This is a genomic window from Nocardioides sp. Z43_10, assembly GCF_059766615.1.
This window is the reverse complement of sequence record NZ_JCBAJY010000001.1, coordinates 164989-179449: the sequence shown is the minus strand read 5'-3', so window position 1 is coordinate 179449 and position 14461 is coordinate 164989. Positions and strand designations below refer to the sequence as shown.

The 14461-nt window shown below is 69.6% G+C and carries 15 protein-coding genes and 1 tRNA gene; 13 read left to right on the top strand and 3 right to left on the bottom strand.

Translation table 11 applies throughout. The annotated features are described in order from the left end of the window. Window positions 1–182 precede the first annotated feature (182 nt). Window positions 183–2276, bottom strand: coding sequence for an elongation factor G-like protein EF-G2 (locus tag AC6EI4_RS00915; protein ID WP_498450287.1), 2094 nt, complete (start codon window positions 2274–2276; stop codon window positions 183–185). A gap of 103 nt (window positions 2277–2379) precedes the next feature. On the opposite strand from AC6EI4_RS00915, the gene AC6EI4_RS00910 reads away from it, so the two are divergent. Continuing rightward, window positions 2380–3525 (top strand): acyl-CoA dehydrogenase family protein, encoded by a 1146-nt coding sequence (locus AC6EI4_RS00910; RefSeq protein WP_498425384.1) that lies wholly within the window; start codon window positions 2380–2382, stop codon window positions 3523–3525. Between the two features lie 68 nt (window positions 3526–3593). Here AC6EI4_RS00910 and AC6EI4_RS00905 read toward each other — a convergent pair whose 3' ends face one another. Continuing rightward, window positions 3594–4058, bottom strand: coding sequence for a PPOX class F420-dependent oxidoreductase (locus AC6EI4_RS00905; protein WP_498450286.1), 465 nt, complete (start codon window positions 4056–4058; stop codon window positions 3594–3596). Window positions 4059–4128: 70 nt separating this feature from the next. Between AC6EI4_RS00905 and thpR the strand changes: the two genes are divergently transcribed. The 4 genes from thpR to AC6EI4_RS00885 all read left to right on the top strand — a co-directional run bounded on the left by thpR (window position 4129) and on the right by AC6EI4_RS00885 (window position 7630). Next, a complete protein-coding gene (thpR, locus tag AC6EI4_RS00900) occupies window positions 4129–4692 on the top strand; it encodes an RNA 2',3'-cyclic phosphodiesterase (RefSeq protein WP_498450285.1) in 564 nt (187 codons plus the stop codon). A gap of 81 nt (window positions 4693–4773) precedes the next feature. Continuing rightward, window positions 4774–5925 (top strand): NAD(P) transhydrogenase subunit alpha, encoded by a 1152-nt coding sequence (locus AC6EI4_RS00895; protein ID WP_498450284.1) that lies wholly within the window; start codon window positions 4774–4776, stop codon window positions 5923–5925. Beyond that, entirely contained in the window at window positions 5922–6242 is a 321-nt protein-coding gene (locus AC6EI4_RS00890; RefSeq protein WP_498425380.1) for an NAD(P) transhydrogenase subunit alpha part 2, read from the top strand. The genes AC6EI4_RS00895 and AC6EI4_RS00890 overlap by 4 nt, the downstream gene beginning before the upstream one ends. Continuing rightward, complete coding sequence (locus AC6EI4_RS00885; protein ID WP_498450283.1) at window positions 6242–7630, top strand: NAD(P)(+) transhydrogenase (Re/Si-specific) subunit beta; 1389 nt, start codon at window positions 6242–6244, stop codon at window positions 7628–7630. Before AC6EI4_RS00890 ends, AC6EI4_RS00885 begins: the two co-directional genes overlap by 1 nt. Before the next feature lie 241 nt (window positions 7631–7871). On the opposite strand, the gene upp is transcribed toward AC6EI4_RS00885, so the two are convergent. Then, on the bottom strand, window positions 7872–8513 hold the full coding sequence (upp, locus tag AC6EI4_RS00880; protein WP_498450282.1) for a uracil phosphoribosyltransferase: 642 nt from the start codon (window positions 8511–8513) through the stop codon (window positions 7872–7874). 142 nt (window positions 8514–8655) lie between these two features. Between upp and AC6EI4_RS00875 the strand changes: the two genes are divergently transcribed. From AC6EI4_RS00875 to AC6EI4_RS00840, 8 genes are all read left to right on the top strand, one after another. After that, window positions 8656–9141, top strand: a complete 486-nt coding sequence (locus AC6EI4_RS00875; protein ID WP_498450281.1) for a tRNA adenosine deaminase-associated protein — start codon at window positions 8656–8658, stop codon at window positions 9139–9141. Continuing rightward, window positions 9138–9626 (top strand): nucleoside deaminase, encoded by a 489-nt coding sequence (locus AC6EI4_RS00870; RefSeq protein WP_498450280.1) that lies wholly within the window; start codon window positions 9138–9140, stop codon window positions 9624–9626. The genes AC6EI4_RS00875 and AC6EI4_RS00870 overlap by 4 nt, the downstream gene beginning before the upstream one ends. 69 nt (window positions 9627–9695) lie before the next feature. Beyond that, window positions 9696–9785, top strand: a tRNA-Ser gene (locus tag AC6EI4_RS00865). Window positions 9786–10211: 426 nt separating this feature from the next. Next, a complete protein-coding gene (locus tag AC6EI4_RS00860) occupies window positions 10212–12170 on the top strand; it encodes a Ycf46 family AAA ATPase (RefSeq protein ID WP_498450279.1) in 1959 nt (652 codons plus the stop codon). After that, window positions 12170–12613, top strand: coding sequence for a hypothetical protein (locus tag AC6EI4_RS00855; protein ID WP_498450278.1), 444 nt, complete (start codon window positions 12170–12172; stop codon window positions 12611–12613). Before AC6EI4_RS00860 ends, AC6EI4_RS00855 begins: the two co-directional genes overlap by 1 nt. A gap of 1 nt (window position 12614) precedes the next feature. Beyond that, on the top strand, window positions 12615–12827 hold the full coding sequence (locus tag AC6EI4_RS00850; RefSeq protein ID WP_498450277.1) for a DUF2997 domain-containing protein: 213 nt from the start codon (window positions 12615–12617) through the stop codon (window positions 12825–12827). Next, a complete protein-coding gene (locus AC6EI4_RS00845) occupies window positions 12808–13641 on the top strand; it encodes a ComEA family DNA-binding protein (RefSeq protein ID WP_498450276.1) in 834 nt (277 codons plus the stop codon). The genes AC6EI4_RS00850 and AC6EI4_RS00845 overlap by 20 nt, the downstream gene beginning before the upstream one ends. A gap of 37 nt (window positions 13642–13678) precedes the next feature. Continuing rightward, window positions 13679–14263 (top strand): 4Fe-4S single cluster domain-containing protein, encoded by a 585-nt coding sequence (locus AC6EI4_RS00840; protein ID WP_498450275.1) that lies wholly within the window; start codon window positions 13679–13681, stop codon window positions 14261–14263. Window positions 14264–14461 lie beyond the last annotated feature (198 nt).

Genomic DNA, 14461 nt, shown 5'->3' with positions numbered 1-14461 from the left:
TCCCCTCCGGCACGGTGCCGAAGTTGGAACGTTCAAAGCTCGGGGTGGTGTCCGTGCCGGAGGAGATGTGCCCGCTCTGGGGAGCTCCTACACCTGGGTGTGAGGGGCGTCCCTGTCCGGGGCGCAGTCCGGCCCCGAGCCCCTCTCGGAGAGGGGGGGCAGAGAGGGGGGAGAGGTGTGACTCAGCTCGAGCGAGGACTCACCTGGTCGGCGAGGTTCTCGGGCATCGGCTCGTAGTGGGCGAAGGCGCGGGTGAAGGTGCCGGTGCCGTGGGTCGCCGAGCGCAGGTCGACGGCGTAGCGGACCAGCTCCAGGGCCGGCACGTGGGCGCGGATCACGCTGTGCCGGTCCTCGGTCTGCTCGCTGCCGAGCGGGCGCCCGCGACGCGCGGCGAGGTCGCTCATCACCGCGCCCACCTGGTCGTCGGGCACCCGCACCAGCACCTCGTCGTACGGCTCCAGGACGGCGACACCGGCCGCGGCCGCGGCGTCGCGCAGGGCCAGCGCGCCGGCGCTCTGGAAGGCCATGTCGGAGGAGTCGACGCTGTGCGACTTGCCGTCGGTGAGGGTGACCCGCAGGTCGACGACCGGGTAGCCGTTGAGGACGCCGCGCTCCATCTGGGCGCGCACGCCCTTCTCGACGCTGGGGATGTACTGGCGCGGCACCGCGCCACCGACCACCTTGTCGACGAACTCGAAGCCGCTGCCGGCCGGGAGCGGCTCGACCTCGATGTCGCACACGGCGTACTGCCCGTGGCCGCCGGACTGCTTGACGTGGCGGCCGTGCCCCACGCCCTTGCCGCGGAAGGTCTCGCGCAGCGGCACCAGCACGTCGCGCTGCTCCACGCTGACCCCGAAGCGGTCGTGCAGCCGGTCCAGGGCGAGCTCGGCGTGCGCCTCGCCCATCACCCACAGCACCAGCTGGCGGGTCTCGGCGTTCTGCTCGATGCGCAGCGACGGGTCCTCGGCGCTGAGCCGCGAGAGCGCGACCGAGAGCTTGTCCTCGTCGGACTTGGTGGCCGCCTCGATGGCGATCGGCAGCAGCGGGGCCGGCATCGCCCAGGGCCTCAGCACGCACGGCCGGTCGACGGCCGAGAGCGTGTCGCCGGTCTCGGCGCCGCCGAGGCGGCCGATCGCGGCGATGTCACCGGCGACGACCCGCTTGGCCGGCACCTGCAGGCGGCCGAAGGGGTGGCCCAGCGCGCCGATCCGCTCGTCGTCGTCGTGGTCCTCGTGTCCCGAGCCCTCCCCGTAGAACGAGGTGAAGTGTCCCGAGACGTGCACCGCGGCGTCCGCCTCGAGCGTCCCGGAGAACACCCGGACCAGGCTGACCCGGCCCAGGTAGGGGTCGCTGGTGGTCTTGACGACCTCGGCGACCAGCGGGGCGTCGGGGTCGCAGGTCAGCGCCTCGGCGGGCCGGCCGGCGGTGGTGAACGCCTCCGGGGCCGGATGCTCGGCGGGCGAGGGGAAGCCGCGCACCATCAGCTCCAGCAGCTCGGTGCAGCCTGCACCGGTGGTGGCGCAGACCGCCACCACCGGGTGCAGTGCGGCTCCGGCCACGGCACGCTCGAGGTCGGCGACCAGCGTCTGCTCGGAGATCTCCTCGCCGGCGAGGTAGCGCTCCATCAGGCTCTCGTCCTCGGACTCCTCGATGACCGCCTCGATCAGCGCGGCGCGGCGCGGGTCCATCTCGGCGCCCGCGACCGCCGGGCCGCCGCGCAGCAGCGACGCCGTACCGGCGCCGTCGGGCACCAGGACCGGGAGCACCTTGTCGCCGAACGCCGCCTGGGCGGCGGTGAGGACGGCGGCGAAGTCGGCGCGGGCGTGGTCGAGCTTGGTGACCACCACGGCGCGCGGCATCCCCACCTCGGCGCACTCGGCCCACAGCTGGGCGGCGGCGTGGTCGACGCCCTCGTTGGCGGCGAGCACGAACAGCGCACAGTCGGCCGCGCGCAGACCGGCTCGCAGCTCGCCGACGAAGTCGGCGTAGCCGGGGGTGTCGAGGAGGTTGACCTTGACGTCGCGGTGCAACAGGGGCGCGACCGCCAGGGAGGACGAGCGGCCGTGTGCCTGCTCGGTCTCCTCGAAGTCCGAGACCGTGGTGCCGTCGGCGACCGAGCCCGGGCGGTTCAGCGCGCCGGCCTGGACCAGCAGCGCCTCGACCAGTGAGGTCTTGCCTGACGAGGCCGGCCCCACCAGGACCACGTTGCGGATCTGGTCGGGCCGGGTGAGCTCGAGGCTCTGCGCGGCATTTCTGCGGTTGCCCTTGTCTGCCATGGGGCCAGCCAACGCCTGCGGTGCGGGACAGGCAAGGGACCCAAGGCCCTCTTCGGTCTCGGACCTGCGGGACGGCGTGGTTACCCGCGGGTACGCTTCCCTCATGACGCGCGAGATCTATGACGAGGACCACGAGGCATTCCGGGCATCGGTCAAGGAGTTCCTCGACCGCCAGGTGGTGCCGCACATGGAGGAGTACGCCGGCAACCACGGCCTGCCCCGTGAGTTCTGGCTCGAGGCCGGCAAGCAGGGCTACCTCGGCCTGGAGGTGCCCGAGCAGTACGGCGGCTCCGAGGCCGGCGACTACCGCTTCAACGCGGTCCTCACCGAGGAGCTGGCCAAGGTCAACATGACGCTGCCCTCGTGCGTGGGCATCCACGCCGACATCGTCGCGCCGTACCTGGTGCACCTGACCAACGACGAGCAGAAGCAGCGCTGGCTGCCCAAGTTCTGCAGCGGCGAGCTGCTCACCGCGATCGGGATGACCGAGCCCGGCGGCGGCTCGGACCTGGCCAACCTCAAGACCACCGCCGTTCGCGACGGCGACGACTGGATCCTCAACGGGTCCAAGACCTTCATCACCAACGGCGGCAGCGCCGACCTGGTGGTGGTGGCCGCGCGCACCAGCCCGGAGAAGAAGGCCAAGGGCATCTCGCTGTTCGGCGTCGACACCAGCCTGCCGGGCTTCTCGGTGGGCCGGGTGCTCGACAAGGTGGGCCAGGACGAGTCCGACACCGCCGAGCTCGCCTTCGAGGACGTCCGGGTCAGCAACGCCGACCTGATCGGCCCGCTCGACACCGGCTTCATCTCGATGATGCAGTTCCTCCCGCAGGAGCGCCTCGGCTCGGCGGTCACCAACCTCGCCCACGCCGCGCAGATCCTCGAGGAGACGATCCAGTACGCCAAGGACCGCAAGGCCTTCGGCCAGCCGATCGGCAACTTCCAGCACAACCAGTTCCTGCTGGCCGAGCTGGTCACCCAGATCGAGGTCACCCAGGCGTTCGTCGACCAGTGCGTGATGAAGCACACCCGGGGCAAGCTGAGCCCGGTGGACGCCGCCAAGGCGAAGTGGTGGACCTCGCAGGTGCAGAACGACGTGCTCGACCACTGCGTGCAGCTGCACGGCGGTTACGGCTACATGAACGAGTACCGCGTGGCCCGCGCCTGGCGCGACGCCCGCGTCACCAAGATCTGGGCCGGCTCCAACGAGATCATGAAGATGCTGATCGGCCGCGACCTGGGCCTCTGAGGCTGGGTGCTGGGGTGGGTGCTGCCGCGTCAGGTTTCCCCGGTCGACCGGGGAAACCGACAGGCCCCTCAGTCCGCCAGGCGCGGCGGGAAGCCCCCGGTGGCGATCGGGCCCCAGCGCGTCGGGGTGATCCGCAGCAGCGACTTGCCCTGGCGGCGCATGGCGGCGCGGTACTCGTCCCAGTCGGGATGCTCGCCGGCGATGGAACGGTAGTAGGAGACCAGCGGCTCGACCGACTCCGGAGGGTCGACGACCTCGCAGTCGCCGTCGACCTGGACCCAGGCGTCGTTGAACTCCGTGGAGAGGACGACCACGCTGACCTCTGGGCGCTGGCGGGCATTGGCGGTCTTCGCGCGCTCGGGGTAGGTCGAGATCACGATGCGCCCCTCGGCGTCCACGCCGCCGGTGACCGGCGAGGCCTGCGGGCGCCCGTCCGCGCGGGTGGTGATCAGGACCATCTGGTGGCGGTCGCGCACGAAGTCCAGCAGGGCTGCGCGGTCGACCTCGGTCGTGGTGGCGATCTTCGGTGACATGTCCCCACCCTGCGTCATGGCTGGTCGCCGAGTCGACTGGCCGGCCGCCGCGGCTGGCTAGCCTGACGCCATGCGGATGTTCGTGGCGGTGGTGCCACCTCCCGAGGCCCTCGACGATCTCGACGCCTTCCTGGAGCCGCGCCGCGTGGCGGCGGACTTCCGGTGGACCGCGATCGATCAGGTGCACTGCACGCTGGCCTTTTTGGCCGACGTGCCGGACCGGGCCCTCGAGGACCTCGTCGAGCGGCTCGAGCGCGCCGGGCAGCGACGTACGCCGTTCGGCACCCGGATCGCCGGCGGCGGAGCCTTCCCGAACGCCGCGCGGGCGCGGGTGCTGTGGGCGGGCCTGGACCTCGACGAGGACGGCGAGCGGGAGCTGGACCGGCTGGCGACCGGGGCCCGCGCGGCAGCCGGCCGTGCCGGCGCCCCCGCCGACGGCAAGCGGTTCCGTCCGCACCTGACCGTCGCCCGGCTGGGCCTCCCGGGCGAGGTGAGCAACTGGGTGAAGCTGCTGGACGGCTATGCCGGCCCCGGGTGGGAGGTGGACGAGATGGTCCTGGTCGCCTCGCACCTCGGGGAGGGACCCCGGCGACGCCCGCGCTACGAGGAGGTCGCCCGTTTCCCGCTCGGCTGAGCCGGTCGAGGGGCAGTCCGTCGCCCGCGACCCGGTGTGCCGCACCCGCCGCACCGCCGCGACTGCCCTAGGTTGCAGGAGATGAGAATCACGGTAGCCCGGGAGAGCCGGGCCACAGAGACCCGCGTCGCACTGGTCCCCGAGCTGGTCGGGAAGCTGACCGCGCTCGGCTATGAGGTCGCCGTCCAGCCCGGCGCGGGTGCGCAGGCCCTGATCGCGGACGAGGAGTACGTCGCGGCAGGCGCGCTGCTCGACGACGCCGCGCTCGACTCCGCCGACCTCGTGGTCTCGGTGCAGCCGCTCGACGTCGCCTCGGTGCGACGCCTGCGGCGCGGCGCCGCCACGATCTCGTTCCTGCCGACGGGGCAGGTGCCCGACGTGGTCGCCGGCCTGCGCGACTGCGGGGTCGACTCCTGGGCGATGGAGCTGGTGCCGCGCATCTCGCGGGCACAGTCGATGGATGCGCTGTCGTCGCAGTCGCTGGTCTCCGGCTACCGCTGCGCGATCGTCGCGGCCGGGCTGCTGCGCCGGTTCTTCCCGTTGAACATGACCGCCGCCGGCACCGTCGCGCCGGCCGAGGTCGTGGTCCTCGGCGCCGGCGTGGCCGGTCTGCAGGCGATCGCCACCGCACGGCGGCTCGGCGCGGTCGTCAAGGCCTACGACGTGCGCGCCGCCGCCGCGGAGGAGATCCGCTCGGTGGGTGCCCAGGCGATCGAGCTGGACCTCGAGACGCTGGACGGCGCGGGCGGCTACGCGCGGGAGATGAGCGAGGACCGCGCAACCCGCCAGCGCGAGCTGCTCGCGCCGTACATCGCCGCCGCGGACGCGCTGATCACCACCGCCGCGGTCCCCGGCCGCCGCGCGCCGGTGCTGGTCACCTCGGCGATGGTCGAGCAGATGTCTCCCGGCTCCGTCGTCGTCGACCTCGCCGCCGACAGCGGCGGCAACGTCGAGGGCTCGGTGCCCGGCGAGATCGTCCGGATCGGGCACGCGCAGGTGTGGGGCGGACAGAACGTGCCCGCGCAGATGCCGGCGCCCGCGTCGCGGCTCTACGCGCAGAACATCGTCAGCCTGATCACGCTGATGACCCGCGACGGCGTCTTCGACCCCGACCACGACGACGAGATCGTCGCCGGCGCCTGCGTCACCCGCGGGGGCGCGATCGTGCATGGACCATCGCGGGAGCTGGTCGAGGGGCCGGTCCCGCCCGAGGAGCAGGAGGTGGGCCGGTGAGCGAGTCCATGGTCTGGTTGACGATCTTCGTGCTGAGCGTGTTCGTCGGCATCGAGGTCATCGCCAAGGTCTCCTCGACGCTGCACACCCCGCTGATGTCGGGGGCCAACGCGATCCACGGCGTCATCCTGCTCGGCGCCATCCTCGTCACCGGCACCACCGACAGCACCGTGGCCCTGGTCGTCGGACTGGTCGCCATCGTGCTGGCGGCGGTCAACATGGTCGGCGGCTTCGTGGTGACCGACCGGATGCTGCAGATGTTCACCCGGCGCAAGCCCGCCGCCGGTGCCCCGGCCGCAGGGAAGGGCGGCAAGTGATGCCGACCTGGGTCCAGCTGGTGTACCTGCTCTGCGCGGTCGGGTTCATTCTCGCCCTCAAGGGGCTGGCCGGGCCGCGTACGGCGCGGCTGGGCAACCTGGTGGGGGCGGGCGCCGCGGTGGTGGCCTGCGGGGTGCCGTTCCTCTACCTCGATCTCGACCACGTGCCGCTGATCCTCGGCGCGGTCGCGATCGGCTCGGTGGGCGGCTTCCTGGGCGCCCAGCGGGTCCAGATGACCCAGATGCCGCAGATGGTGGCGCTGTTCAACGGCGTCGGCGGCGGCGCCGCGGCGCTGGTCGCGCTGCTGGAGCTCACCGAGATGGCCCACCTCGCCGAGCTGGGCGTCGAGACCGACTGGTTCCCGCTGGCCGCCACCGCGTTCACGATCCTGGTGGGGTCGGTCTCCTTCGCCGGCTCGGTGATCACCTTCGCCAAGCTCCAGGAGCTGATGACCTCACGCCCGGTGGTCTTCCCCGGTCTGCCGGTCGCCTTCGCCGCCGGCTTCCTCGCGGCCGTGGTCCTCTCGGTGCTGGTGGTCGGCGAGCCCACCGTGTGGATCGGCGTCGTGCTGGCGCTGCTCGGCCTGGTGCTCGGGGTGCTGCTGGTGCTGCCGGTGGGCGGTGCCGACGTGCCCATCGTGATCTCGCTGCTCAACGCCTTCACCGGGCTGACGGTCGCCGCGGGCGGCTACGTGCTGGGCAACACGGTCCTGCTGGTGGCCGGCACGCTCGTGGGTGCGGCGGGCACGTACCTGACCCTGCTGATGGCGCGCGCCATGGGCCGCTCGGTGGCCAGCATCCTCTTCGGCGCGCTGCGCGGCGGCTCCACGCTGGGCGCCGGCGTGGCCTCGGACCGCCCGGTCCGCTCGGCCGCCCCCGACGACGTCGCGATCCTGCTCGGCTACGCCGACCGGGTGATCATCGTCCCCGGGTACGGCCTCGCCGTCGCCCAGGCCCAGCACACCCTGCGCGAGCTGGTCGACGTGCTCACCGGGCGTGGCACGCGCGTCGACTACGCCATCCACCCGGTGGCCGGCCGGATGCCCGGGCACATGAACGTGCTGCTCGCCGAGGCCCAGGTGCCCTACGAGCAGCTCGTCGAGATGGACGACATCAACGGCGAGTTCAAGCACACCGACGTGGTTCTGGTCGTCGGCGCCAACGACGTGGTCAACCCCGCCGCCCGGACCAGTCCGGAGGCCCCCATCTACGGCATGCCGATCCTCAACGCCGACGAGGGCCGGCAGGTCGTGTTCCTCAAGCGCTCCATGCGCCCCGGGTTCGCCGGCATCGAGAACGAGCTGCTCTTCGATCCCACGACCACGCTGCTCTTCGGGGACGCGAAGGAGACCTTGAGCAAGGTGCTGGCGGCCGTCAAGGCGCTGTAGCGCCGCCGTACGCCCCCGGCCGCCGTACGCCCCCGGCCGCCGTACTTCCCCTGCCGTTTGGTCCCCAACGGCGACGATTCCGGGCGTACAGGGTCCGTCTCTGACCAATCGGCGCGCACGCCACCCCAGTACGGCGCACCGAAGGCCCAGCCCGGTCTCAGGCCCCGACCGGGCCGTACGACGCGCGTCAGCGCGGGAGCGCGTTGGTCCTCAGCGCGTGAGCGCCTCAGTCCTCAGCGCCTCAGTGCGCGACCCCGTAGAGGCGGTCGCCGGCGTCGCCCAGCCCGGGCACGATGTAGCCCTTCTCGTTGAGGCGCTCGTCCATCGCGGCGGTGACGACCGTGATCGGGATGCTCAGGTCGGACAGGTCGCGCTCCAGGCGCTCGCAGCCCTCGGGGGCGGCCAGCAGGCAGATCGCGGTGATGTGGTCGGCGCCGCGGTCGGTGAGGAACCGGATCGCCGCGGCGAGCGTGCCGCCGGTGGCCAGCATCGGGTCCAGCACGTAGCACTGGCGACCGGAGAGGTCGTCGGGCAGCCGCTCGGCGTAGGTGGAGACGTCCAGCGTCTCCTCGTTGCGGACCATGCCGAGGAAGCCGACCTCGGCGGTGGGCAGCAGCCGCATCATCCCGTCGAGCATGCCCAGCCCGGCGCGCAGGATCGGGACGACGAGGGGCTTGGGGGTGGCGAGCTTGACCCCGGTCGTGGCCGAGACGGGGGTCTCGATGTCCACGTCGCACACCCGCACGTCGCGCGTCGCCTCGTAGGCGAGCAGGGTGACCAGCTCGTCGGCCAGCCGGCGGAACGTCGGGGAGTCGGTCCCCTTGTCGCGGAGGGTGGTGAGCTTGTGGGACACGAGGGGGTGGTCAACGACGTGGGTGCGCATGTGCCGAACCCTAGTCGCTGTGCCGTCCGGGGACAGGGCCGAAGGGGGTTGGCCGCGACACTCGGCGTCTGTCAGGCTGGGTAGGTCCGAGTCGGGCCGAGGGTGCGCCCGCGCCGGGATCGCTGATCGGAGGAGTCAGGAGATGACGGACCAGCTGGACGGCGTGGACTTCGCGCTGGCCGCCTACCGTGAGGAAGGCGTGTGGCAGCTCGTCGAGCTGGCCCCCAGTGTCGTCGTCGACGTGGACTCCCTGACCGCGGCGCTGCGCCGCTTCCCCGGCGACGGGGGAGCGCTGGGGATGATCGCCATCGACGAGGACTTCTTCGTGCTGGTCCGGGTGGCGGGGGTCGACGTCAGGCTGCTCCTGTCCGACGTGACCGCGGCCGACGAGTGGCAGCTGGCGCTCTCCGTCGTCGAGCACCTCGGGCTGCCGTTGCCCGAGGAGGACGACGAGCCGCTGCCGGCCGGTGACCTCGACATCTGCGGCGATCTGGGGATGCACCCGATGGACATGGGCGTGCTGCTCGACGACTACGAGCTCTTCCCCGACGAGATGCTCTCCGACATCGCCGGTCGGCTGGGCTTCGGCACCCTCTTCGACGAGGCAGTCGGCCTGGCGTCTGCATGAGCACGTCGCTCTACGCCCTGTGGGCACCGGCCATGGAGCTCGCCCTCGACGAGGCGCGAGGCGCACTGGCGACCGGTGACGTCCCGATCGGTGCGGTGGTGCTCGACCCGATCGGCGAGGTGATCGGCCGCGGCCGCAACGTGCGCGAGGCCCTGGCCGACCCGACCGGCCACGCCGAGGTGGTGGCGCTGCGCCAGGCGGCCCGTACCCGCGGCGAATGGCGCCTGGAGGGCTGCACGCTGGTGGTGACCCTCGAGCCGTGCACGATGTGCGCCGGCGCCGCGGTGCTGAGCCGGGTCGCCCGCGTCGTCTTCGGGGCGTACGACGACAAGGCGGGCGCCGTGGGCAGCCTGTGGGACGTGGTGCGCGACCGGCGGCTCAACCACCGCCCGGAGGTGCTCGCCGGGGTCCTGGCCGGCGAGTCGACGGCGCTCCTCGACGCGTTCTTCCGCGACCACCGCGCCGAGCGCGGCCTGGATGTCTGAGTCCCCGCCCCGGCCGCCCGACGGGGCCCGAATTCCGTAGCAGCGTCCCGGTCGGGTACATTCTCCGGCGGTGGCGTGTCCGAGCGGCCTAAGGAGAACGCCTCGAAAGCGTTTGTGGGTGCAAGTCCACCGAGGGTTCAAATCCCTCCGCCACCGCCAGAGGCCAGAGACGGATCCTTCCTCGTGAAGGAGACGTGAGGCCCAGCAGGACCCCGCACCACCTCCGGGTGGTGCGGGGTTCTGTCGTTTCGTAGGACGAGTTGGCGTACCCGGCGCCCCTGACGCCCTGGCATGCCGGGTGGGTGATGGTGCCGTAGTGGCGTCTTGGCCGGTGCGGGCTGCGCGCTCCATGACACCTGCCTGCGGTTCGACCTCTACAGTCGTCCTCGGCGCGCTCAAGCGCGGTCAGATGGCTTCCCAGCAGTCACGCTCGTCGTAACCCGAACCGCGCTGGTGCAGAACACAGAGGAAGAACAGCCTCTCCCCTTCGACGCAGACCAGGGCTGAACGGCAGACAATCCGTACCCACCGTTCTCGTCGGCTACATCAAAGCGTCTCCCCACAGGCGCGAGTAAACAACGCCGCATGGTGTTCACCCTGATTCACCGGGCTCTTGGCCTGGGGCCGGCATCCATCGACATGGAACTCTTCGAGGTAGCCATTGCGCGGGGCGCAGAAGAGACTGATGACGGTTTCGAATGTGAGCGGACGTCCGTGAGCACCCCTGACTTGTCGGCATCAGTCCTAGAGTTAGCGAGGTCGCTGTTTGCTGCAAAGGTAAGTAACGTGGTCAGCCTGCCGATAGCGGTCAGAGATGCCACGGTGACGACGGGGGAAGCACACATGGGGCGGCAGCCGAAGCAGGGGTTCCGAGAGACGTTGGCACTTCTCTTCCGGGCACGCTTCCCAATCCTGTACATCGAGTCCTTCGAGGAGCACCGAGTCCTTGACGACGTGCAAGCCGTCGCGACGGACCAGACGGTCATGCGCACCGTCCGACCTGTCTACGTGTGGAGCACGGTCCGAGGCTTCGTTGGCCCCGAGGGGAAGGCAGAGAGCGGCACCACGGATCCGAAGAAGGCTTTGGACTGGATGCTGCGACAGCAAAACCCGGGCGTCTTCGTCATGCTCGACCTCCACGCTCACCTGGGGGAAGACCATCGACCGGCTGATCCGACCGTCGTGCGGCTCCTGCGTGAGGTTTCGGCGACGTTCCAAAGCGGCGCGACGGCACGCGCGCTCATCATCGTGGCTCCACTTCGGCGGATCCCGCCTGAGCTGGAGAAGGACGTCACCCTCGTTGACTTCCCGCTACCGGGCGAGACGGAGATCCGGGCTGTCCTCGACAGCATGATCGCTGCCAACAGTTCCGCCGACAGCCGCATTCGTATCGAGGTCGATTCGGTGGGGCGGGAACGGCTCGCGAAGGCAGCGATGGGGTTGACGCTCCACGAGGCGACTAACGCGTTTGCTCGCGCCATGGTGGATGACGGTGTGCTTCGCAACGAGGACGTGCAGGTCGTCCTGGAAGAGAAGAAGCAGACCATCCGCAAGTCTGGTCTCTTGGAGTTCATCACGGTCGACATCGACCTCGATGACGTCGGCGGGCTACAGAATCTCAAGCGGTGGCTCACCAAGCGCAACAACTCGTGGATGGACGAAGCCGCTGAATACGGCCTTCCGGCCCCCAAGGGTGTCCTTATGACAGGTATTCCCGGCTGTGGGAAGTCGCTGACAGCCAAGGCCATTGCTGCTGCTTGGGAGCTGCCGCTACTGCGCCTCGACATCGGCAAGGTGTTCGCCGGAATCGTGGGGTCGAGCGAGCAGAACATGCGCCAGGCGATTCGCTCAGCCGAGGCTACTGCGCCATGTGTCCTGTGGATCGACGAGATTGAGAAGGGCTTCTCCGGAGTCTCGGGCGAGGGTGGTGACGGCGGCACATCGAGTCGTGTCTTCGGCTCCTTCCTCACCTGGATGCAGGAGAAGACGGCACCGGTCTTCGTCATTGCGACAGCCAACAAAGTCGACGGACTCCCGCCCGAATTCCTTCGCAAGGGGCGCTTCGACGAGATCTTCTTCATCGACCTCCCTACGCGTGCCGAACGGCGCGATGTGTGGAGCCTCCACGTGACCAAACGACTCAAGACGAGCCGCGCGGCTGGTGGCATTACCGTCACCGACGACCTGCTCGACAGGCTGGCCGACGCAAGCGAGGGCTACTCCGGGGCCGAGATTGAACAAGCAGTCGTCGCCGCCCTCTTCGATGCATTCGCAGACCGCCGCGCCCTGAGCGAGGACGACCTGTTCCGGGCGCTCAAGAACATGGTCCCCCTCAGCGTCACGCAAGCGGAACAGATCGCCTCGGTGCGTGCCTGGGCCGCCACCCGCGCGGTCGCCGCAACCGCCACCGAAGACCGCTCCGGATATGAACTCACCGGCGAAACGGCAGCACCCGCTCCGACTGCGCCGACGGCGGCAGCAGCTGCGACTGCGACAGACACCACCAATGGTCTCGCCCGTGGTGGAAGGCTGGTGGACTTCTGATGAGCATCGAGATCGTCCTCATTCCCATGGCAGTCGCAGCCATCTCCGCCTGGCAGGCCAACCGCAAGATCGGAGATGACGGCCAGGCCCAGGTTGCAGTGAGCACCCGCATGAGAAACGCCGAGTTGCTCGCCCACTCTCTGCGGGACCTGAACGCTGTCGTTCAGACGTACCCGGATGCAATCACCGCCACCTGGCCTGCGATTCAGGCCCGGTTCATTCGTAACCATGAAGGCGTGTGGGCTGCTCACTTCGGTGGAGACGTCACAGTCGAAGCAGCCACCACCGTAGTGCGGAACCTGGACAAGGCCTACGGTCTCCGCGTGCAGGAGGCCGTGCTCGAACGCGTACGCGCCCGGGCGCCCCAAGCGGGCATGGCCGTCGAATCCGAGACGGTTGAGGAAGACCGCACGGTGACGCTCGTCCTGAACGTAGGCCGATGACATGACCCAGCAGCGAATCGTGGTTCGCGTTGCGCCCGACGGAGCGATCCACGCCGAGACCCAAGGCATCAAGGGTGAAGCCTGCCTCGACTACATCGAAGTGCTCGAAGACCTACTCGACGCCGAGACCATCAACAGCGACTTCACGCACGAATACACCGAGACCGGTACAACCATCGAGCACGAGGTAACCCGTGACCTACGCCAGCGGTAGCCCCATCCCACCCGGCAGCCCCCAAGCGAAACTTGCCAACAAGAACTGGCGCTGGCTGAACTCCTGGTGGATCTTCGGCTCCATCATCGGGTGCGGCTTTTTCGGGTTCATCGGCTTCCTCGTCGCAGCTATCCGCACCGGCAAGAGGCACTACTGGATCGCGACAGCCGTCTACGCCCTCGTAGGAGCGCTCGCGTTCACGCTCATCACGGTCGCGGGGGAAGACGAGAACAGCGCCAAGCACGTCCTCAGCGACATCGCAGTCATCCCGTTCCTGGTCGCATTCATCGGACCGATCATCCATGCAGCCATCAAGAACCAGGACTACCTGACCACCCTCGCAAACAAGGGCCAGTGGTACGCCCCACCGCAGGTCCCAACCGCTCCTGCCTCGAACCCGACACCATTTATGGGCGTCAGCAACAGCGACTACTTCGCTCCGGGCCAGGCCGCGCCACCTCCAGCTCCGGGCTACCAGCGGCCCGAGCCAGCGACCTACCCCGCGCCGCCCCAGATTCCGAGCGTCGCGATGCCGTCGCACTTCTCCCCAAGCGCGGCAGTCGGCCTGGACATCAACCAGGCAGGCCAGTCGGAACTCGCTGCCGCACTCGGCATCGATGACGCCCTTGCGGGACAGGTGATCTCGGCTCGACGGACTCACGGCCGCTTCTACAACCTGGACGACCTGGCGAACAAGGCCAACCTGCAGCCACACCAACTGATCCGCTTCCGCAACAAGGTCACATTCGGCGGACCCGGAAACGGCTCACAGAACCCGCCTACAGGCCTGTCCGGGCGCATCCTTGACTTCTGACCGCTCAATCCGGGTCGCCAGCGTCATCCCATCCACGATGGCGGAAGGACCGGGACGTCGCTTCGCCGTGTGGGTCCAAGGCTGCAGTATCCGATGTGACGGGTGCTTCAACCCCCACATGTGGGCACGGCGCGGCGGCACGGCCATCACTCCGGAAGCACTCGCAGAACAGGCGGCGGAAGCAGACGTCGACGGCGTCACCCTCCTAGGCGGGGAACCATTCGAACAGGCTGAACCACTCGCTCGCTTCGCCGACCGGGTTCAGCGTCAGGGACTTTCCGTGATGGCGTTCACGGGACACTTGCTGGAAGACCTCGAAGCCGGGAGTCATACGGGGGCGGCGGCGCTACTCGCGCAAGTGGATCTCCTCATCGACGGCCCGTACGTCGCGGACCAGAAGGACCGACAGCGCCCCTGGGTCGGGTCCCAGAACCAGCGATTCCACTTCCTCACCGACCGCTACCGCTACCTCGAACCGAACCTCACGGACATGCTGGACCGGGTTGAAATCCGAATCGCCACCACAGGTGAGGTCACGGTGAACGGATGGGCCGCCGTCGACCAGTTAGACGACCTACTCGCCGACAGTACGAGCCCGATAGGACGCGGCAGAGTTCACTAACCCTGCGCTCCCCCTCGTGAAGGAGACGTGAAGCCCAGCAGGACCCCGGCGCCACCTCCGGGTTGGGGCGGGGTTCTGTCGTTCTTGGGTGCAAGAGCCTGTCACTGCACAGGGGGCGGTCTCGGCGGTTCGCCGTGCCATCAGCCCCGGTACGGCGCACGAGATTGGTCCCGTGCAGGTGAGGACCTCTATCTGTGA